The sequence below is a fragment of the Raskinella chloraquaticus (SeqCode) genome (genome assembly GCF_021731865.1).
GTDB classification, from domain to species: domain Bacteria; phylum Pseudomonadota; class Alphaproteobacteria; order Rhizobiales; family UBA4765; genus Raskinella; species Raskinella chloraquaticus.
Genome location: NZ_JAKFWN010000029.1, coordinates 84339 through 104245 on the forward strand (window position 1 = coordinate 84339; position 19907 = coordinate 104245).

Genomic DNA, 19907 nt, shown 5'->3' on the forward strand with positions numbered 1-19907 from the left:
TGCCGCATTCGTCTGGACTGCAACAACGCAGAAGGGAGGCAGTGTCTCTGCCCCCCTGTTGATCAATATGATCGAAACGATATCAGGTCCGTCCGTTTCGAAGTCGCAATGGATATGCGACTGCAGGCTGGGCGTCGACATCAGGCACTCTTCTTCTTGCCCTTGTCGTCCTTGACCTCCTCGAAATCGGCATCGACGACGCCATCATCCTTCTTGGTCTGGGCAGCAGCCTCGCTGTTCCCCTCGCCCTGCTGGGCGGAATACATCGCCTCGCCAAGCTTCATCGATACCTGCGCAAGCGCGGTTGCCTTGGCGGTGATGTCGTCGGCATCCTCGCTCTCGCGCACCGCCTTCAGCTCTGCAATCGCTGCTTCGATGGCCTGCTTGTCGGCTTCCGGCACCTTGTCGCCATAGTCCTTTACCGATTTCTCGGTGGCATGAATCAGCGAATCGGCCTGATTGCGCGCCTCCACCAGTGCCCGGCGCTTCTTGTCGTCGCTGGCGTTGGCTTCGGCCTCCTTGACCATCCGCTCGATATCAGCTTCCGACAGCCCGCCGGATGCCTGGATGCGGATCTGCTGCTCCTTGCCGGTGCCCTTGTCCTTGGCCGAGACGTTGACGATTCCGTTGGCATCAATATCGAACGTCACCTCGACCTGCGGCACGCCGCGGGGCGCCGGCGGGATGCCCACCAGATCGAACTGACCGAGGATCTTGTTGTCAGCCGCCATCTCGCGCTCGCCCTGGAAGACGCGGATCGTCACCGCGCTCTGGCTGTCCTCGGCGGTAGAGAACACCTGGCTCTTCTTGGTCGGGATCGTCGTGTTGCGCTCGATGAGACGGGTGAACACACCCCCCAGCGTCTCGATGCCCAGCGACAGCGGCGTCACATCAAGCAGCAACACGTCCTTGACGTCGCCCTGCAGCACGCCGGCCTGAATGGCAGCGCCGATCGCCACCACCTCGTCCGGGTTGACGCCCTTGTGCGGCTCCTTGCCGAAGAAGGCCTTCACCACTTCCTGGATTTTCGGCATGCGCGTCATGCCGCCAACCAGCACCACTTCGTCGATCTGACCGGCGGTGAGCCCGGCATCCTTGAGGGCTGCCTTGCACGGCGCGATCGTCTTTTGCACCAGATCGTCGACCAGCGCTTCAAATTTCGAGCGCGTGAGCTTCAGCGCCATATGTTTTGGCCCCGAGGCGTCCGCCGTGATGTAGGGCAGGTTGATCTCGGTCTGGGCGGTGGAGGAAAGCTCGATCTTCGCCTTTTCCGCCGCCTCCTTGAGACGCTGCAGGGCCAGCTTGTCCTTCTTCAGGTCGATGCCCTGCTCCTTCTTGAACTCGTCGGCGAGATATTCGACCAGACGCATGTCGAAATCCTCGCCACCAAGGAAGGTGTCGCCATTGGTGGATTTGACCTCGAACACGCCGTCGCCGATTTCCAGCACCGACACGTCGAACGTGCCACCGCCGAGATCGTAAACGGCGATGATGCCGGTCTTTTTCTTGTCAAGGCCGTAGGCGAGCGCCGCCGCCGTCGGCTCATTGATGATACGCATCACCTCAAGGCCGGCGATCTTGCCGGCATCCTTGGTTGCCTGACGCTGGGCATCGTTGAAATAGGCCGGCACCGTGATCACGGCCTGCGTCACCGGCTGGCCGAGATGGGCTTCCGCCGTCTCCTTCATCTTCATCAGCGTATAGGCTGAAATCTGCGAGGGTGAATACTGCTTGCCATGGCTTTCGACCCAGGCATCGCCATTGCCACCCTTGACGATCTTGTAGGGAACGAGGCTTTTGTCTTTCTGCGTCATCGGATCGCTGTAGGTGCGGCCGATGAGGCGCTTGATGGCAAAGAAGGTGTTCTCCGGATTGGTCACCGCCTGGCGCTTCGCCGGCTGACCGACAAGGCGTTCATCATCATCGGTGAAGGCGACGATGGAGGGTGTCGTTCGCGCACCTTCCGAGTTCTCAACCACTTTCCAGCTCGAACCTTCCATCACTGCGACGCAGGAATTGGTGGTGCCGAGGTCGATACCGATGACCTTACCCATAATCTTATCCTCACGGTTGCGGCGGACAAAACGGGACTTCGCTGAAGCCCCCCGTCCCATCCCCAGTCGAAATCTGCGACGCATGATCTGCGTCCTAACCCGCGCCGGATATAAGAAGGCGGACCAATTGCCGCAAGTGCGGAGATGACGACAAGCCGCGTATTCTTCTCTCCCGCCCGCGCGGGCAATTGTCCTTTTTCGCCTCACCTGCGCCAGCCCGCCCATATGCCAGCCCCGCTACATGCAGGTCTGCAGCGCCACCCCAGGCAGACCGCCGGCATTACGCCGCCCCCGCCTGCAAGGATTGCCAGCAGGGGATTATTTCGTTTCGCCTACGTAAATGAATGCGTCACGCATTTTTTTATTGACGCGGCGTAATCCAAGTTTTAGTCAAGCGGCCTAGGCCACTTTTTGCAGTGGTACTTTAAGGGAGATGATCACATGTCGCTTGTAAAGCAGTCACGCCGCTTCGTACTGGCCGGCCTTGCCATGGGCCTCGCAGCAGCAGCCCTTCCCAGCCAAGCCGCCGAAGATGTTTCGTTCAACACTACGTACGGCCTGGCCCTTCGAGGCTTCGATCCGGTCGGCTATTTTACCGAAAACCGCGCCGTGAAGGGGCTTCCGACCATCACGACCACCTACAAAGGCGCGATCTATGAATTCGCCAGCGACGCCAACAAGGCGACCTTCCTCGCCAACCCGGAAAAATATGTTCCTCAATTCGGCGGCTTTTGCGCGTGGGCGACATCGCAAGGCTATAAGGCGGACATTGATCCACATGCTTTTGTCGTTAACGATGGCAAGCTCTACGTTAATTTCTCGAGCTTCTTCCGGGATAAATTCCATGAAGATCTCAAGAACAATACCGCCAAGGCTGAGGCCAACTGGGCGAAAGTCCGTACCCTTACCGAAATCGCCCGTTGATCCCCAGTTGCTGATTTAGCTCTTTTTCCACGCTTCGTCCGCCGTCTGACCCACGGCGGGCGAAGGCATGTTTGCTCTGACATCCGCTTGCGCTCTCGCGCCTCAACAAATTGTCCTCGAAGTTAGCGAGGCTGATGTCGGGACGTGTGAAGCCAAGGCTCCTGATGGGCAATGGCGAGCTTCTTGATACCGAGATTACGTCCTATCGCCGGGGTTGTGCGGTACACCGGACCGAGCCGATGGGTTGACGCAGAAGCGCTCGATCCAGATCGCCCGCAGCAATGCCAACAGCAATGCCCGCTCCTCGCCGGCCTCGCGATTTCGCGCGCTTGCTCGCGCTTGGCGCAGGCTTGTTCCTTGCCGCCTGTGTTTGTGTTGCCGCCTTCATGGGAATTTTTTTAAGGCCGTTTTCTTATTCTCCAGCCCCCGCCTATGTCGCGCCACCGACGCATGTCGTGCCACGCGCCGCGCGCTGTGCTCAAAGCCCGCGCCGGACATAAGAAGGCGGACCAATTGCCGCCGGTGCGGAGATGACGACAAGCCACATTCATTTTGGCCGGCTTTGACTTTTGCTCCTGTCTGCGGCACGTCGAAGCCATGTCCGGCGATCTCTTTGGCCAAACGGATGGCGCTTCTTTGCTCTGCGGACGTCTTGATATGGCGCGCCAGCAGGAATTACTGGCCGAAATCCGCGCCATTATCCACGCCGCGCCGCTGTTCCAGCCGGTGATGCCGCGCACCGGCAAGCCCTTCTCGGTCAAGATGAGCAATTGCGGACCGCTTGGCTGGGTGTCGGATATCGACGGCTATCGTTATCAGCCAACGCATCCACGAACCGGCGAGCCGTGGCCGGCGATGCCAGGCATGCTGCTGGAGCTGTGGCGCGAGCACACCGCCTATCCCCTCCCGCCGCAGGCCTGTCTCATCAATTGGTATGAGCCCCAGGCACGCATGGGCCTGCATCAGGACCGCGACGAAGAGGACACGGACGCCCCCGTTCTCTCGGTCTCGCTCGGCGATCGCTGCCGATTCCGCCTGGGAACGAGGGAACGTAAGGGCCCGACCCACTCGTTCCTGCTCGAATCGGGCGAAGTGATGATGCTGGCCGGCGCCAACCGCATGGCCTTTCACGGTGTGGAGCGCATCTACCCCGCCACCTCGACCCTGCTGGGCCGGTCCGGCCGCATCAACCTGACATTGCGCCGGGTGACGCGGGCGTGAGACACATCGAGGCGGGATGGCTCCGCCCCGATGATGTCGGGCTCAGCCGCGCAATCTGGCGGCCATTTCAGCGATGCGCTTGCCGTAAAGCCTTGCCGTTTCGAGATCACCCTTGCGCGGCGCCTCATCCGCCGACGCATCTGATGGCGAGATGGCCAGCGCGCCAGCAAAGCCCGCCGTCCAGTTCACGTCATCGGGCCCATGCTCCTTCTTGTTCGATGGCATGAGGCCGGTGCCGACCCAGATCTGGCCGTGCTGCTGCGAGAAGGTGAAGAAGTAGGCGAGGGTAGAAAACTTGTCGCCATTGACGGAGGCCGAATTGGTGAAGCCGCCGGCAATCTTGTCTTTCCAAGCCTGGGTATACCAGGGCTTCGAGCTGTCATCGGCGAATTTTTTGAACTGCCAGGCCGGTCCGCCCATATAAGTCGGGCTGCCATAGATGATGGCGTCGGCGCTGGCGAGCTTGTCCCACCCGCCCTCTGGCAGACTGCCCTCCGGCGTGATCTCAATGAGTTCGACCATGGCGCCCGCGACGCCGGCTGCGCCATCGTGCACGGCTTGCGCCTGCTTGCGCGTGTGCCCATAACCGCTGAAATAGACGATGTTGATCCTGGTCATGCGATCTCCGATGATGTGAGAAAAACGAGCGGGAGAGCCCCGGTCGGTTGGTACCTAGTACCAATTGTTACTTTTGTGAAGTAAGCACTTTATGGTAACTAAGGGTTATGAAAGACACTTCGAAAACCGATACATGCCCGACCTCTCACACTCCCGGACAATGCCCGCTTGATACGGTGCTGCGGCTGCTGATGGGACCGTGGACGACCTATGTCCTGTGGCTTTTGCAGACCGAAGGCCCGTTACGATTTGGCCAGTTGAAAGCCAGAATGGGTCGCATCTCCTCCAAAGTGCTCACGGATCGTTTGCGCCATCTCGAGGCCGCGCAATTGATCACCCGCACCTATGCGCCCACCATTCCGCCCGCCGTCACCTATGCCATGGCCGCCCGCGGGGCTGAATTGAAGGACGTCCTCGATGGTATCAATCAATTGGCCGTGCGCTGGCAAAGCGAGGATGAAGCGCGCGCCCTGTCGCAGGCAGCCGAATAATCATGCGGTTCGCGCCTCCATTGCCTTTGCCGCCAGCGCTGCGTAATCGCTGCCCATGCTGACGCTTGCCCTCGATACCGCCCTGCCGGCAACCCAGGCGGCGCTTCACGACAGCGCCAGCGATACGATCATCGCATCAATTTCGCTGCCGATGATGACCGGTCATGCCGAAGCATTGCTGCCGGCGGTTGAGGAATGCTTGCGACAGGCAGGCGTCAGCTATGCTCATCTCGCACGCATCGGCGTCACCACCGGACCCGGCAGCTTTACCGGCGTGAGGATCGCCCTCTCGGCCGCCCGCGCCATGGCGCTGGCGCTGGCGGTGCCGGTCATCGGCATCTCCACGCTGGACGCCTTGACCAGACCGCATCTGGGCCAGAAAGCCTCGGTTCTGGCGGTCAATGACGCCAGGCGTGGCGAACTCTATGTGCAGCTGACAGCGACCGATGGCACGATCCTGATCGAACCGGGCCTGCTCACCCCTCAGGCGGTCATCGACGGCTTGCCCCACCACGACATTCTGGCCATCGGCTCGGGCACCGATCTCGTCTGTGCCCTGTCATCGGCAATCACGGCAGGCGAGCGCTCGCCGATCCCGGCGATTGCCGTCATCGCCCGCCTTGCCGCTATCGCCGACCTGCCCGATCATCCCCCCCGCCCGCTCTATCTGCGCGCACCTGACGCCAAACCGCAGACACCGGTTCTTGCCACATCATGATGTTCATGCGCCGCTGGCGGGCCGCGGGTGCCCGCATCCTGCCTTTGGCTGCCAACAGCAGCGCTGCACTCGCACGCCTCCATGCAACGTCTTTTGCGCGCGGCTGGACGAGCCAGGAGATTGCCGAGCTGATGGCGGGCCCGGCAGTTGATGTCATCGGCGCCAAGCTCGGCTCGCAGATGCTGGGCATGGCCATGGTGCGCTGCGCCGCCGACGAGGGTGAAGTCCTGACGATCGCCGTGGCGCCTGACTGGCGCGGCATGGGCCTGGCGGGGCGCCTGCTGGGTGAGGCGTTGGGCGCCCTGGCGCGCCGGCGGACACGCACCTGTTTCCTCGAGGTGGAGGAGCACAATCAGGCGGCTCTGGCGCTCTATCGCCGCGAGGGATTTCATGAAATCGGCCGCCGTAAAGGGTATTACGGGGATGAAGGGGGCGGCGATGCGCTCATCCTCGCCTGCTCGCTCACCGATCGCTGGTGGCTGGCGCCACCGCCCGATGCGGTGGAAAGTGAATGAGTCACGCGCTATTCTTTGATTGGACACAGCAGAGGCGGGAGCGGCGTGAAGACTGGCGAGACCTATATCGAGCGGGAATGCGCCCGCCGTGGCATGCGCCTCACGGCGCAGCGCCGGCTGATAGCGCGCGTCATCGCCAGTGCGGCCGATCACCCGAATGTCGAGGAACTGCATCGTCGCGCTGTTGACATCGATGATCAGATTTCGCTCTCAACCGTCTATCGCACCGTCAAGCTGCTGGAAGATGCCGGCATTCTTGCCCGTCACGATTTCGGCACCAAACGCGCCCGCTACGAACTTGCGAAGGGCGAACATCATGACCATCTGATCGATATGTCGACCGGCACCGTCATCGAATTTCATTCCGAAGCCATCGAGAAACTGCAGACCGAAATCGCCCGAAAGCACGGGCTGAAGCTGGTCGCGCACCGTCTGGAGCTGTTCGGTATCCCGCTCAACGATAAAGCCAAAAGCTGAGACGAATCAGCCAGCCATGGGTCAGCGTGTCATCCGCCTTGTCAAAATCGCTGCCAAGCTCGGTGTCGTGGGCGGTGCGTTCTGCCTCCTCTACCCGGCCCAGCGTTTGGCTCTGTGGCGCGGCTCGTCCTGGGCAGGCCGTCTGCCCGTATATTTCCACCGCCTCATCCTCGCCTGCCTTGGTGTGCGCATCACGCTTGCAGGAACGCCAGCGCCGCAGCGTCCCCTGCTTTTGACAGCCAACCATGTATCCTGGCTCGATATTTCGCTGCTTGGCAGCCGCCTGCCGCTCTCCTTCATCGCCAAATCGGAGGTCAAGGCCTGGCCGGTCGTCGGCCTTTTTGCCCGCCTTCAGCGCACCATTTTCATTGATCGGCACAGGCGGCAGGCAACCGGGTCTGTCAGCGACGAGATGGGACAGCGTCTCAGCGCAGGCGATTGCCTGCTTCTGTTTGCCGAGGGCACGTCCTCTGATGGCCGTCGCGTCCTGCCGTTCCGCTCCGCTCTGCTGGGGGGTGTGCGCGCCGCCCTGATGACCGGCAGCAGCCGGGAGGCAATCACGGTGCAGCCGGTGGCCATCGCCTATAGCGGCTATCGCGGCCTGCCGATGGCGCGCCGTCGCCTGCCGGCCTACGCCTGGTACGGTGACATGGAGCTTGCACCCCACCTCCTCAATGTGCTGGATGATGGGATGATCGACGTCACGATCTCGTTTGGAGAGCCGCACGCGCTGACGCTGGATGACGACCGCAAGGACATCGCGCGCCGCCTCGAGGCAGCGACGCGCTCCATGCTTCACTCCGCCCAGCACGGCCGCATCGCTTGACGCCGTCATCACAGCGATATTCTCAACCCCGATGAATCCGGCTATGACTGGGTGAGGGACATCCCGCCGGAGAGATATGACCGACACATTGAGAAAGGTCTTCATCAAGACCTATGGCTGCCAGATGAACGCCTATGATTCAGCCCGCATGGCCGATACGCTGGCGGGCGAAGGCTTTGAGACGACCGAAAACGCCGATCTGGCTGATCTGGTTCTCCTCAACACCTGTCACATCCGCGAAAAAGCTGCCGACAAGGTCTACTCCGACATCGGTCGCCTGCGCCGCCTGAAAAACGAACGCGCCTCTGTCGGCAATCCCCTGCTCATCGGGGTTGCCGGCTGCGTTGCCCAGGCCGAAGGCGCGGAAATGATGCGCCGGGCGCCAGCCATTGATTTTCTCGTCGGTCCGCAGAATTATCACCATTTGCCGCAATTGCTGGCGCAGGCGAAGGCCGGGAAACGTCCAGTCGATGTCGATTTTGCCGTTGACGACAAGTTTTCCGCCCTGCCGTCACCCTTGCCCAAGGCGATTGCCGCCCGTGGTCCGGCGGCGTTCCTTACCGTTCAGGAAGGCTGCGACAAATTCTGCAGCTTCTGTGTCGTGCCCTACACGCGTGGCGCCGAAATGTCGCGCCCGCTCGCCCGCATCATCGCCGAGGCGCAACGGCTGGCATCGGCCGGCGTCAGGGAGATCACCCTGCTCGGCCAGAACGTCAACGCCTATCATGGTGCAGGCGCTGACGGCCGCCCGGCAAGCCTGGGGCGCCTTCTCTTCGCATTGGCCCGCCAGGTGCCGCAGATCGCCCGGCTGCGCTACACCACCTCGCACCCCTGCGACATGCATGACGAGCTTTACGCCGCGCACCGCGACCTGCCGCAGCTCATGCCCTATCTGCATCTGCCGGTGCAGTCGGGAAGCGACCGCATGCTTCATGCCATGAACCGCGGCCATACACGCGGCGATTATCTGCGCCTCATCGAGCGTATGCGCCAGGTGCGACCGGATATCGCCTTTTCATCCGACATCATCGTCGGTCATCCCGGAGAGAGCGAAGCGGACTTTGATGACACCTTGTCGCTTGTCGAAGAGGTGGGCTACGCCGCCTGCTACTCGTTCAAATATTCCGGGCGCCCGGGAACGCCCGCCGCCGCTCATGACGATCAGATCACCGAGGCGATCAAGAGCGAGCGCCTCGCCCGCCTCCAGGAGCGGCTCGATGCCCATGCCAGCGCCTTCACCGCGAGCCTGGTCGGCATGATTTTACCGGTGCTTCTGGAGCGCCAGGACCAGCGCACCAACCGGCTCATCGGTCGCTCGCCATTCCTTATTCCGGTCAATGTCGACGCTCCTTCTGATCTGCTTGGCCACATCGTCGCGGTGCATATCCGCAAGGCCGCTCCCTACCATCTGAGCGGTGATGTCGCCGCCAACGCCACCGACATCCTCTCACCGGCGTCGCACGCCATGGCTCAGTGAAAATGGTCTCAGGCAACATGCGGACATCCCACAGCCCGGCACTCGCGGGCGATCAGCTGGTGCTGTCCTTCGACGATAATCGCCTGCTTGGCCGCCTCTTCGGACAGTTCGACCAGAACGTAGCCCTCATCGAACAACGCCTGGGCGTTCGCGCCCATGTTTCCGGCAATCATGTGAGCCTGACGGGCGCGCCGGAAACCCTCGATAGAGCGCGCCGTGTCTTCGATAGCCTGTATGCGCGGTTGCGGCAGGGACGAGACGTCACGACAGGCGACGTCGAGGGCGCGCTCCACCAGGCCGAGCAGCAGGGCATTCTCTTCAGCGATCTGCCGACCGAGGGGCCCGAGCGTCACGGCTTTGCCAGCATAGGCACCCGCCGCAAGACCATCCAGGCGCGCACCAAGGCGCAAGACACCTATTTGCGCCTGCTGGAAAGCTCGACCCTGATCTTCGCCACCGGCCCCGCCGGCACCGGCAAGACCTATCTGGCGGTCGCCTATGCCGCCACCCTGCTGGAGCGCGGCGTGGTGGACCGCATCATCCTTACCCGCCCCGCGGTCGAGGCGGGCGAGCGCCTTGGCTTTCTTCCCGGCGACATGCGCGACAAGGTGGACCCCTATCTGCGACCGCTCTATGACGCGCTCTATGATATGGTGGGCGCCGAGAAAGTCGAACGCGGGCTGGCGACCCAGCAGATCGAGGTGGCGCCTCTGGCGTTCATGCGCGGGCGCACACTCACCAATGCCGCCATCATTCTTGACGAGGCGCAGAACACGACGTCGATGCAGATGAAGATGTTCCTCACCCGGCTTGGCGAGAACTCCAAGATGATCGTCACCGGCGACCCCTCCCAGGTCGACCTGCCGCCTGGACAGATATCTGGCCTGTCGCAAGCCGTGCGTCTCATCGCCGGCGAAAAGGACGTCGGTCATATCGCCTTCAAGGATACTGACATCGTTCGCCATGAGCTGGTTGCACGCATCGTGCGTGCCTATGACGCGGACGGGCGTGCCCGAGCGGCAGGACGCTCCGGCGCACCGGCGCCAGGTGACCCTGCATCATGAAACCGCGACCGCGACGACGCCCGGCCGGCCTCCAGGTGGAGATCATGATTGACGCCAGCGGCTGGGGCGGGCTGGATGACATTGAGGGTCTGGTTGAAGGCGCAGCAAGGGCTGCCCTGCACGCCTGCGGCAGGCCCGACACGGGCGAGATATCGGTTCTCCTGACAGATGATCAGCGTCTGCGCGCACTCAACCTTCGCTACCGCAACAAGGACGCCTCAACCAACGTCCTGTCGTTTGCTGCCGCTACATTGCCGGCGGCGCAGACCGCTTCGCAAGGCGTGTGCGGCGACATCGCGTTAGCCTTTGGGACGATCGCCAGCGAGGCCGCCGGCGAAGACAAGGCGATCGCCGACCATCTGCGCCATCTGGTCATCCACGGAACGCTGCATCTTGCCGGCTATGATCACGAAAATGCTGCGGACGCGGATGCGATGGAAGCCATCGAAATCACCGCCCTGGCAAGCCTCGGCATTGCCAACCCCTACCTTGTTTCTCACAGCGAAAGCGAAGCCTAGAGCGACCATGAGCATAAGCGACGACGATCCCGACCAACCCCCGCCGCCCGCCGCCAGGCGCCGCCTTCTCGACCGGCTGAAATCCGCACTGCGCATGAAAAAGGAAGTCTCTCTGCGCGCTGACCTCGAAGGGGCGCTTGCCGAGGACCTGCAGACCGAGACGCCCGATCAGACATTCTCTCCCGAAGAGCGCGCCATGCTGCGCAATATCCTTGGCCTGCGCGAGGTGCGCGTGGCCGATGTGATGATACCGCGTGCCGATATCATCTCTATCGAACAGGACATCACGCTGGGCGATCTCCTGAAGCTTTTTCGCGAAGCCGCTCATTCGCGCCTGCCCGTGTACCGCCAGACGCTCGATGACCCCATCGGCTTCATCCATATCCGCGACGTCCTGTCCTATCTGATCGCCGGAGCTCCACCGAAATCGTCGACCCGCCGTCGCAAGGCCGCGAGCGAACTTGACCTTGGCAAGATCGACCTCGGCGGCAAGCTTGCGACCGCCAAGCTGATGCGCCGCCTGCTCTTCGTACCACCCTCCATGCCCGCCCTCGACCTGCTCGTGCGCATGCAGGCGACGCGCGTTCATCTGGCGCTGGTCGTTGACGAATATGGTGGAACCGACGGCCTGGTATCGATTGAGGATCTGATCGAGCAGGTTGTTGGCGACATCGCCGACGAGCATGACGAGGACATCGATGTCATTGCTGTCGACAAGGATGGCTGGGTGGCGAGCGCCCGCGCCCCGCTGGAGGATGTCGTGAAGGCGCTCGCGCCCGATCTCGTGCTCGAAACGCCGCCTGACATGGAGGAGGATATCGATACGCTGGGCGGGCTGCTCACAGCCCTTGTGGGCCGGGTGCCGGCGCGTGGCGAATTGATCCAGGGACCCCGCGACATCGAGTTCGAGGTGCTCGACGCCGACCCCAGACGCATCAAGCGGGTGCGTATCCGCAAGGCAAGCCGCCGCGCTAATGAGCCCCCGATTCGCCCCCGTCGCGAGCGCGCCGACAAGATCTTGCCATCGCCGGCCGGTGAGGTTGGCGCCAGCTCCGCTCCTGCATCGATTGGCAACGACGCGGCAGATAACGCCACCTCGATGGCAATGATGGCATCTTCGATGCCGGCCGCGATCACCAAAGAACCGGCTGGCGAGAAATGAATGACCGGTGGCGGTAATGTATCGCGGGATTGAATGGCTGCGCGACACCGTTCTCCTCAGTTTCGGCTGGCGGCGCGGCCTGATTGCCGTGATGGCTGGTGTCCTCAGCGTCCTTGCCATACCGCCCTTCCTCTTCTTTCCGCTTCTGGGCCTCACCTTCACCGTGCTGGTGTGGCTGATCGACAGTCTGTCGGATCATCAGGGTTGGCGCGGCTATCGCAGTGCCTTTGCTGTGGGCTGGCTCTTTGGCTTTGGATATTTTCTGGCCGGGCTGTGGTGGATAGGTGCTGCCTTTCTGGTTGAAAGCGACGTCTTCGGCTGGTTGCTGCCGGTGGCGGTGGCGGGACTGCCGGCGCTTCTGGCACTCTTTACCGGCGCCGGCGTGGCCCTTGCCCGCCTGATGTGGTCGGCAACGCCGGCACGGGCAGCGGCACTGGCAGCCGGCATCGGACTGTCTGAGTATCTCCGCGGCACGATCCTCACCGGCTTCCCGTGGAACGCCTTTGGCTATGCTCTGACAGCGACGCAGGCGCAGATGCAGGCTGCAAGCCTCATCGGCATCAACGGTCTCACGGTTCTGGCGGTCTTCCTGGCGTCCGCACCGGCCATCTGGCTTGCGCGTGACCGCGTCGGCTGGAAATGGCGCGGCGTCGTTGTCGGCGCCGCCGTGTTCCTGCTGTTTGCTCAATTCGCCTATGGGGAGCTGCGCCTGCTCACAGCCGACAGCGCCAATGTACCGGGTGTGCGTCTGCGCCTCGTGCAACCTAACCTCACCCAGGCCGAACGCCTTGATCGCACGCGTCACGCCGACATTCTTGAGCGCTATCTGCGCCTCAGCCGCAGCGCGCCCGGCGCAGCCGAGCCCACCCATATCATCTGGCCCGAATCAGCTCTGCCGTTCCGGCTGGGTGACACGCCTCAGGCGCTGACCCGCATCACCGGCATCTTGGCGCCGGGATCCGTGCTGATGATCGGCATGCTGCGCGGCGATGATCTCGACCAGCGCAAAGTGTTGAATTCGCTCTATGTATTGGACGACAAGGCCGACATTCTCGATCGCTATGACAAGGTGCACCTTGTTCCTTTCGGCGAATATCTGCCGTGGTCGGGCCTCCTGTCTGCCGTCGGCCTTGAACCGCTGACGCGGATCTTTGCCTTTGTACCGGGCCAGAAGCGCGGTCCGGTGTCCGCCGGCAAGGCCCCGCCCTTCATTGCTCTCATCTGCTATGAAGCAATCTTCAGCAGTGAAATTGTCCGCGAGCCACACAGCGGATGGATCGTCAACATGTCCGACGACAGCTGGTTTGGCGACACGCCGGGCCCCCGCCAGCACCTTCATCAGGCGCGCCTGCGCGCTGTTGAACAGGGCCTGGCGGTGGCGCGGGTCACGACGACCGGCAAAAGCGCACTGATCGACCCTTATGGCGCGATTATCAAGGAACTCGAAATCGGCGCCGAAGGTGTCATTGACGCGAGCCTGCCGCAGGCGCTGGCGGCCCCGCCCTTCGCCCTGTGGGGCGATGGCGCCTTCTGGGCGATGTGGATCTCACTCGCGGCTTTTGCGTCAATTACACGTATAAGTTTAGTTTTCAGGCAAAACAACTTTTAGGACGTTTGCATCATAACAACGGTGCGCCACTGTCGGAATCGGTAATTTCCGCCGGGGCTTTATTGTCAGCGCTCGCAGAAGCGCAACGCCCCACGACGGGTGAAACGGCTGAGGAGTAGAATTTCGTGGCCCGCAAGGAAACAAACCCCATCGACATTCACGTCGGTGCGCGCCTCAAAATGCGCCGCATGATTGCCGGTATGAGCCAGGAAAAGCTCGGCGAAAGCCTTGGCTTGACGTTCCAGCAGGTACAGAAATACGAAAAAGGCAGTAATCGCATCGGGGCGAGCCGCCTGTGGGAAATCGCCCGCATCCTCGAAACGCCCATCACCTATTTCTACGAGGGTTTGCCCGTCCCCGTGGCGACAGACCAGATACGCGACCCGGCAGACGGCATGAAGGAAGAAAAAGCGGCAAGCTTCGTGGTCGATTTTCTCTCGACCAGCGAAGGTTTGCGTCTCAACAAATCCTTCATGCGCGTACGTGATCCACGGGTGCGCCGCAAAATAGTCGAGTTGGTGCGATCGCTTGCCGGAGAGGGTGATGACGGTTAACTGACGATTTTTGGCTGCTCACCGGGCTTTTTTGCCCGGGACGGCGACAACGTCCCCTTGACGCCTTAGCCTATGCCTGCCATGACGCGCGCCACCGTGAGCGCTTTGGCGAGATGCCGATCCGCTCCCATCCGGCAGGTTCCCCAACATTGGAGAGGGTTTCGTGGCGCGCCAAGACTATCTGTTCACGTCTGAATCGGTTTCTGAAGGCCATCCTGACAAGGTCTGTGACCGCATTTCTGATGAAATCGTTGATCTGTTTTTCAAAGAAGCACAAAAAGCCGGCATGGACACCGCCCATGTGCGGGTTGCCTGCGAAACGCTCGCGACCACCAATTATGTGTGCATCGCCGGCGAAGTCCGCACCTCGCTGGATGAAAAGAAACTGAAATCGAAGGCTCGCTCGGCTGCCCGCAAGGCGATCAGGAAGATCGGCTACGAGCAGGATGGCTTCCACTGGAAGAAGGCCAAGATCGATGTGCGCCTGCATGCGCAGTCCGCCGATATCGCCGTTGGTGTCGATGCTGCCGGCAACAAGGATGAGGGCGCGGGCGATCAGGGCATCATGTTCGGCTATGCCTGCCGTGAGACCCCGGAGCTGATGCCGGCGCCGATCTATTATGCTCACAAAATCCTTGAAAACCTCACCCAGGCGCGCAAGGCGGGCACGGGCAATTGCGGCAAGCTCGGCCCTGATGCGAAGAGCCAGGTGACGATCCGCTATGAAGACGGCAAGCCGGTGGAAGTGACGCAGATCGTGCTTTCCACCCAGCATGTCGACGCCTCGCTGACGTCCAAGCAGGTGCGCGCCATTGTCGAGCCGATCATCCGTGAGACGCTGCCGGAATCATGGGTGACCAAAAAGACGGAATGGCACGTCAACCCGACCGGCAAATTCGTGATCGGCGGCCCGGATGGAGACGCCGGCCTCACCGGACGCAAGATCATCGTTGATACCTATGGCGGGGCGGCTCCCCATGGCGGCGGCGCCTTCTCGGGCAAAGACCCGACCAAGGTCGACCGCTCGGCTGCCTATGCGGCGCGCTATCTGGCAAAGAATGTCGTGGCCGCCAAATTGGCCGATCGCTGCACCATTCAGCTCTCCTACGCCATCGGCGTTGCCAAGCCGTTGTCGATCTATGTCGATCTGCATGGCACCGGCAAGGTTGACGAGGCGAAACTGGAGAAGGTTCTGGGCGAGGTCATGGATCTGACGCCGCGCGGCATCCGCACCCACCTCAACCTCAATCGCCCGATCTATGCGCGCACCTCGGCTTACGGTCATTTTGGCCGCAAGCCGACGCGCGATGGCGGCTTTTCCTGGGAGCGCACCGATCTCGCCGGCGCGCTCAAGGAAGCGGTGCGCTGAACGCAAAACCATGGGCGAGGCTCCTCATCGTGGGCCCGCCCATGGTGCCTTCTTCGGGCGGCGCAAGGGTAAATCGCTGCGCGACCTGCAATCGGACGTGCTGACGCGGGTTCTGCCCGCACGCGCGCTCACGCTTGAAAAGCTGCCGGATGATCTGCGGCAGCTTTTTTCATGCCCTGTCGATCACGTGGAACTTGAAATCGGCTTTGGCGGCGGCGAACACCTGCTGCACGCAGCCGAAGGCGCGCCTGTAACCGGCTTCCTCGGCGCCGAAGCCTTTCTCAACGGTATCGCCAAGCTGTTGCGCCGCCTTGACGAGGCCGGCACGGCTGACACGCCGGCCCTGCCCAATATCCGCCTTTGGCCGGATGATGTGCGTGCCCTGCTGGACGCCCTGCCGGCAGAAAGCCTCACGCGCATCCACCTCTATTATCCCGATCCGTGGCGCAAGCGTCGCCACTGGAAGCGCCGCTTTCTGGTGCCTGACAATATCTCCCGCCTCGCCCGTGTGCTGAAGCCTGGCGGCGAGTTGCGCTTTGCCACCGACTGGGCCGATTATGCCGCCTCAGGTCTAGCCTTCCTTACCCGGTCACCGCATTTCGAATGGACCGCCCGGCGCGCCAGCGACTGGCTCGACCCCTGGCCCGGCTGGCAGCCGACCCGCTATGAACAAAAGGCGCTGCGCGAAGGGCGCATACCAAGTTATCTGCGGTTCGCGCGCAGGTAATCGCCGCACCGCGTCACCCCGCGCGCCGCCGCACGCCCCGTCTGGGCGCTCTCTCGGGTCCCGCCGTTTCTTCAAACAGCTCAGCCAGCTTGTCGGTCATGGCGCCACCAAGTTCCTCGGCGTCCACAATCGTCACCGCCCGCCGGTAATAGCGTGTCACGTCATGGCCGATACCAATCGCGATGAGTTCGACCGGCGAGCGCGTTTCGATCTCCTCGATCACCCAGCGCAGATGTTTTTCGAGATAATTACCGGGGTTGACGGACAGTGTTGAATCATCCACCGGCGCCCCGTCGGATATCATCATGAGGATTTTACGCGCCTCGGGCCGCGCCAGCAGACGCTGATGCGCCCAGGACAGGGCCTCACCGTCGATATTCTCTTTCAACAGCCCTTCGCGCATCATCAAACCAAGATTGCGCCTTGCTCGGCGCCACGGCGCATCCGCCGATTTGTAGATGATGTGGCGCAGATCATTGAGACGGCCGGGATTGGCGGATTTACCGCCCTGCAACCAGATCTCTCGCGCCTGTCCGCCCTTCCACGCTTTCGTGGTGAAGCCCAAAATCTCCACCTTGACGCCGCACCGCTCCAGCGTGCGCGCCAGAATATCAGCACAGGTGGCCGCCACCGTGATCGGGCGCCCGCGCATGGAGCCTGAATTGTCGATGAGCAGCGTCACCACCGTATCGCGGAAATTGGTGTCGCGCTCCATCATGAAGGAAAGCGGCGAGGTCGGGTCGGTGATGACGCGCGACAGGCGGGCCGGATCAAGCGCGCCCTCTTCAAGGTCGAAATCCCAGGCTCGGTTCTGTTGGGCCAGCAGGCGGCGCTGCAGACGATTGGCAAGCCGCGCCACCACGCCCTGAAGATTGTTCAGCTGCTTGTCCAGATAGGCACGAAGCCGCGTCAGCTCTTCCGCGTCGCACAGCTTGTCGGCCTCGATCATCTCGTCAAAGCGTGTAGAGAAGATCTTGTAGTCAGGCCCGCGCGGCTCGTTCGCTGGCCAGTTGGGCGGCCGGCGCGGCTCGCCCGGCTCCTCCGACTCTCCCGGCTCCGCGTCGTCATCACTGTCAGGGCGTGCTTCGCTGGCTTCCGCATCCCCTGCCATCTCGTCATCCGACGCGCTTTCAGCCTGTTCGCTTGTCTGCGCCTCGCTGTCCTCGGCGTCATCGCCCGCCTGCACCTGCGGCTCATCATCGGCGTCGGGATCATCCGCCTGTTCGGGATTATCGCTGTCGTCAGCATCCCCGCCAAGCTCATCGCCCATGTCGAGATCGCTCAGCACCTCGCGCACGGCTTCACCGAATGCCCGCTGGTTGCCGATGACCTGATCGAGCCGCGCCAGGCTTGCCTGCGCCTTATCCTCGATCCACGGGCGCCACAGATCGAGCATCTTGCGCGCCGCCGGCGGTACCTTCTGGCCGCTTAACCGCTCGCGCACCAGCAGCGACAGCGCTTCTTCCAAAGGCACATCCCCGCGCTCGCTGGCATCCTGATAGGAGCTGCGTTGGTAGCGGTCCTGCAGCATCGACGACAGGTTGCGCGCCGTGCCCGCCATGCGCTGCGAGCCGATGGCCTCGACGCGGGCCTGCTCGACGGCATCGAAAATCGCCCGTGCATTGGGGCCGACCGGCGACAAAGCGCGATGCACCTTCTCATCATGGCAAGCGATCCTGAGCGCCATCGCGTCCGCCTGCCCGCGCAGGATGGCGGCATCTTCCTTCGTCATCTTGCGCGGCGGCTCGGGGAGGCGCGCCCGCTCCGCAGTCAGGCTCGGGCGGTCAGTCGCAAAGGTGACCTCCAGGTCAGGCGCCCGCGCAATCGCCCGCATGGCGACCGCCACCGCCCGCTTCAGCGGCTCTGTCGGGGCGGATTTCGCTGCGCCTTTCTGGGTGGGGGTGAAGGCCATCAGGCGTGCAGCCCCCGCGCCAGATCAACAAGATCGCGTGCCGCATGATCAACCGGCACGGATGGCGCGTGCTCGCCCTTGCCGCCCTCGCCGAATTCAAGCGGGCGCGCGATATGGGCCGTTCTGAGGCCAAGGGCGGCGGCCGAGGACAGGTCATAGCTGTGGGCGGCCACCATAATGCATTCCTCGGGCTTCAGGCCGAAGGCTGCGACGGCCGCCAGATAGACACCGGGCTTGGGCTTGTAGTCGCGGGCAATTTCGGCGCCGAGGATCGCATCCCAGCGCCAGCCATTATGGCGGGCCAGGCCAGCCATCAGCGCGATATGCCCATTCGAGACCGGTGCCAGCCAGAAGTGTTCGCTCAACCGCGCAAGCCCTGCGCGCACATCCGCCCACCCATCAAGGCGATGCCAGATGCGATTGAGGTCTGCTTTCGTTTCTTCGGCGAGATCGCTGAGGCCAAAGCGCGGCAGGATGCGCTCAAGGTTCTCGCGGTGGAGAATATCGAGCAGCACATAACCGCGACCGCCCTGTCGCACCCGCTCCATGGACGGCTGATACTCGGCCCGCCACGCCTCGGCAAAGGCGATGCCGTCAAGCCCGTCAGCCCTCGCGCCCAGCACAACCTTCGCCTCGCGCGCAATCGACCCGCGCCAGTCCACCAGCGTGCCGAAAACGTCGAAGAAGAGGGCTTTGACCCGCGCCATCGTGCCCCGTCAGCTCAAGGCCACATTGGTGGCGCTTTCCGGCAATTCCTTGCCAAAGGCGCGCTGGTAGAATTCGGCGATGAGCTGGCGCTCCAACTCGTCGCATTTGTTGAGGAAGGTGACGCGGAAGGCAAAACCGATATCGCTGCCGAAAATCTCCGCATTTTCCGCCCAGGTGAGCACCGTGCGCGGGCTCATGACGGTTGAGATGTCGCCATTCATGAAGGCGTTGCGCGTCAGATCGGCCACCCGCACCATCTTCGAGACGGTATCGCGGCCTTCCTTGGTCTTCTGGTAGTGCTTGGCCTTCTTGAAGATGATGTCCACTTCCTGATCATGCGGCAGATAGTTGAGCGTGGTGACAATCGACCAGCGGTCCATCTGGCCCTGATTGATCTGTTGCGTGCCGTGATAAAGCCCGGTGGTATCGCCAAGACCGATGGTGTTGGCAGTGGCAAACAGGCGGAAGCTTGGATGCGGGCGGATGACCCGGCTCTGGTCGAGCAGGGTCAGCTTGCCCGACACTTCCAGTACGCGCTGGATGACGAACATCACATCCGGGCGGCCTGCATCATACTCATCGAAGACGAGGGCGATATTGTTCTGCAGCGCCCAGGGCAGCATGCCATCGCGGAATTCGGTGATCTGCTTGCCATCGCGGACAACGATGGCATCCTTGCCGACAAGATCGATGCGCGACACATGGCTGTCGAGATTGATGCGCACGCACGGCCAGTTGAGGCGCGCTGCCACCTGCTCGATATGCGTCGATTTGCCAGTGCCATGATAGCCGGTGACGATGACGCGGCGGTTATGAGCAAAGCCGGCGAGGATGGCCAGCGTGGTGTCGCGGTCAAAGACGTAATCGGGATCAAGATCGGGAACATGCTCCTCTTTCGTGGCGAAAGCCGGCACGACGAGATCGGAATCAATCCCGAACAATTGGCGCACATTGACTGTCGCG

Annotated in this window: 20 protein-coding genes; 15 read left to right on the forward strand and 5 right to left on the reverse strand. The window is 62.3% G+C overall.

Annotated features, from left to right (window positions below; all coding sequences use genetic code 11):
* Positions 1-140 precede the first annotated feature (140 nt).
* Positions 141-2054, reverse strand: a complete 1914-nt coding sequence (gene dnaK / locus ACINK1_RS10880; protein ID WP_376800385.1) for a molecular chaperone DnaK — start codon at positions 2052-2054, stop codon at positions 141-143.
* 441 nt (positions 2055-2495) lie between these two features.
* Between dnaK and ACINK1_RS10885 the strand changes: the two genes are divergently transcribed.
* Positions 2496-2978: a YHS domain-containing (seleno)protein gene (locus ACINK1_RS10885; RefSeq protein ID WP_376800386.1), complete on the forward strand. Its 483-nt coding sequence runs from the start codon at positions 2496-2498 to the stop codon at positions 2976-2978.
* Positions 2979-3575: 597 nt separating this feature from the next.
* Positions 3576-4199 (forward strand): alpha-ketoglutarate-dependent dioxygenase AlkB family protein, encoded by a 624-nt coding sequence (locus ACINK1_RS10890; RefSeq protein WP_376800387.1) that lies wholly within the window; start codon positions 3576-3578, stop codon positions 4197-4199.
* A 42-nt stretch (positions 4200-4241) separates the two neighbouring features.
* Here the strand turns inward: ACINK1_RS10890 and ACINK1_RS10895 are convergent, their stop codons facing one another.
* Positions 4242-4817 carry a flavodoxin family protein gene (locus ACINK1_RS10895; RefSeq protein WP_376800388.1) on the reverse strand — a complete coding sequence of 192 codons (576 nt, stop codon included), beginning with the start codon at positions 4815-4817 and terminating at the stop codon, positions 4242-4244.
* Between the two features lie 107 nt (positions 4818-4924).
* On the opposite strand from ACINK1_RS10895, the gene ACINK1_RS10900 reads away from it, so the two are divergent.
* From ACINK1_RS10900 to ACINK1_RS10960, 13 genes are all read left to right on the forward strand, one after another.
* Positions 4925-5308 carry a helix-turn-helix domain-containing protein gene (locus tag ACINK1_RS10900; RefSeq protein ID WP_376800389.1) on the forward strand — a complete coding sequence of 128 codons (384 nt, stop codon included), beginning with the start codon at positions 4925-4927 and terminating at the stop codon, positions 5306-5308.
* 55 nt (positions 5309-5363) lie between these two features.
* On the forward strand, positions 5364-6026 hold the full coding sequence (tsaB, locus tag ACINK1_RS10905; protein WP_376800390.1) for a tRNA (adenosine(37)-N6)-threonylcarbamoyltransferase complex dimerization subunit type 1 TsaB: 663 nt from the start codon (positions 5364-5366) through the stop codon (positions 6024-6026).
* A complete protein-coding gene (rimI, locus tag ACINK1_RS10910; protein WP_376800391.1) occupies positions 6023-6541 on the forward strand; it encodes a ribosomal protein S18-alanine N-acetyltransferase in 519 nt (172 codons plus the stop codon). The genes tsaB and rimI overlap by 4 nt, the downstream gene beginning before the upstream one ends.
* Before the next feature lie 93 nt (positions 6542-6634).
* Positions 6635-7018 (forward strand): transcriptional repressor, encoded by a 384-nt coding sequence (locus ACINK1_RS10915; protein WP_376800440.1) that lies wholly within the window; start codon positions 6635-6637, stop codon positions 7016-7018.
* Between the two features lie 16 nt (positions 7019-7034).
* Positions 7035-7844, forward strand: coding sequence for a 1-acyl-sn-glycerol-3-phosphate acyltransferase (locus tag ACINK1_RS10920; protein WP_376800392.1), 810 nt, complete (start codon positions 7035-7037; stop codon positions 7842-7844).
* Between the two features lie 76 nt (positions 7845-7920).
* Positions 7921-9321, forward strand: a complete 1401-nt coding sequence (gene miaB, locus ACINK1_RS10925) for a tRNA (N6-isopentenyl adenosine(37)-C2)-methylthiotransferase MiaB (RefSeq protein ID WP_376800393.1) — start codon at positions 7921-7923, stop codon at positions 9319-9321.
* 17 nt (positions 9322-9338) lie between these two features.
* The gene (locus tag ACINK1_RS10930) at positions 9339-10385 is read left to right on the forward strand and encodes a PhoH family protein (protein ID WP_376800394.1); all 1047 of its coding nucleotides are present in this window, start codon (positions 9339-9341) and stop codon (positions 10383-10385) included.
* Positions 10386-10429: 44 nt separating this feature from the next.
* The gene (gene ybeY / locus ACINK1_RS10935) at positions 10430-10903 is read left to right on the forward strand and encodes an rRNA maturation RNase YbeY (RefSeq protein ID WP_376800395.1); all 474 of its coding nucleotides are present in this window, start codon (positions 10430-10432) and stop codon (positions 10901-10903) included.
* A gap of 7 nt (positions 10904-10910) precedes the next feature.
* Positions 10911-12065, forward strand: coding sequence for a hemolysin family protein (locus ACINK1_RS10940; protein ID WP_376800396.1), 1155 nt, complete (start codon positions 10911-10913; stop codon positions 12063-12065).
* Between the two features lie 16 nt (positions 12066-12081).
* Complete coding sequence (lnt, locus tag ACINK1_RS10945) at positions 12082-13674, forward strand: apolipoprotein N-acyltransferase (RefSeq protein WP_376800397.1); 1593 nt, start codon at positions 12082-12084, stop codon at positions 13672-13674.
* A gap of 179 nt (positions 13675-13853) precedes the next feature.
* On the forward strand, positions 13854-14228 hold the full coding sequence (locus ACINK1_RS10950; RefSeq protein WP_376800441.1) for a helix-turn-helix domain-containing protein: 375 nt from the start codon (positions 13854-13856) through the stop codon (positions 14226-14228).
* A 163-nt stretch (positions 14229-14391) separates the two neighbouring features.
* Positions 14392-15597 (forward strand): methionine adenosyltransferase, encoded by a 1206-nt coding sequence (gene metK, locus ACINK1_RS10955; RefSeq protein ID WP_376800398.1) that lies wholly within the window; start codon positions 14392-14394, stop codon positions 15595-15597.
* Between the two features lie 10 nt (positions 15598-15607).
* Positions 15608-16324 (forward strand): tRNA (guanosine(46)-N(7))-methyltransferase TrmB, encoded by a 717-nt coding sequence (locus ACINK1_RS10960; protein WP_376800399.1) that lies wholly within the window; start codon positions 15608-15610, stop codon positions 16322-16324.
* 13 nt (positions 16325-16337) lie between these two features.
* Here ACINK1_RS10960 and cobT read toward each other — a convergent pair whose 3' ends face one another.
* The 3 genes from cobT to cobS are packed head-to-tail and all read right to left on the reverse strand — an operon-like array spanning position 16338 to position 19894.
* Positions 16338-18236, reverse strand: a complete 1899-nt coding sequence (gene cobT, locus ACINK1_RS10965; protein ID WP_395760116.1) for a cobaltochelatase subunit CobT — start codon at positions 18234-18236, stop codon at positions 16338-16340.
* On the reverse strand, positions 18236-18943 hold the full coding sequence (locus ACINK1_RS10970) for a haloacid dehalogenase type II (RefSeq protein ID WP_395760117.1): 708 nt from the start codon (positions 18941-18943) through the stop codon (positions 18236-18238). Before ACINK1_RS10970 ends, cobT begins: the two co-directional genes overlap by 1 nt.
* A 9-nt stretch (positions 18944-18952) precedes the next feature.
* Positions 18953-19894: a cobaltochelatase subunit CobS gene (gene cobS, locus ACINK1_RS10975; protein WP_395760127.1), complete on the reverse strand. Its 942-nt coding sequence runs from the start codon at positions 19892-19894 to the stop codon at positions 18953-18955.
* Positions 19895-19907: the final 13 nt, after the last annotated feature.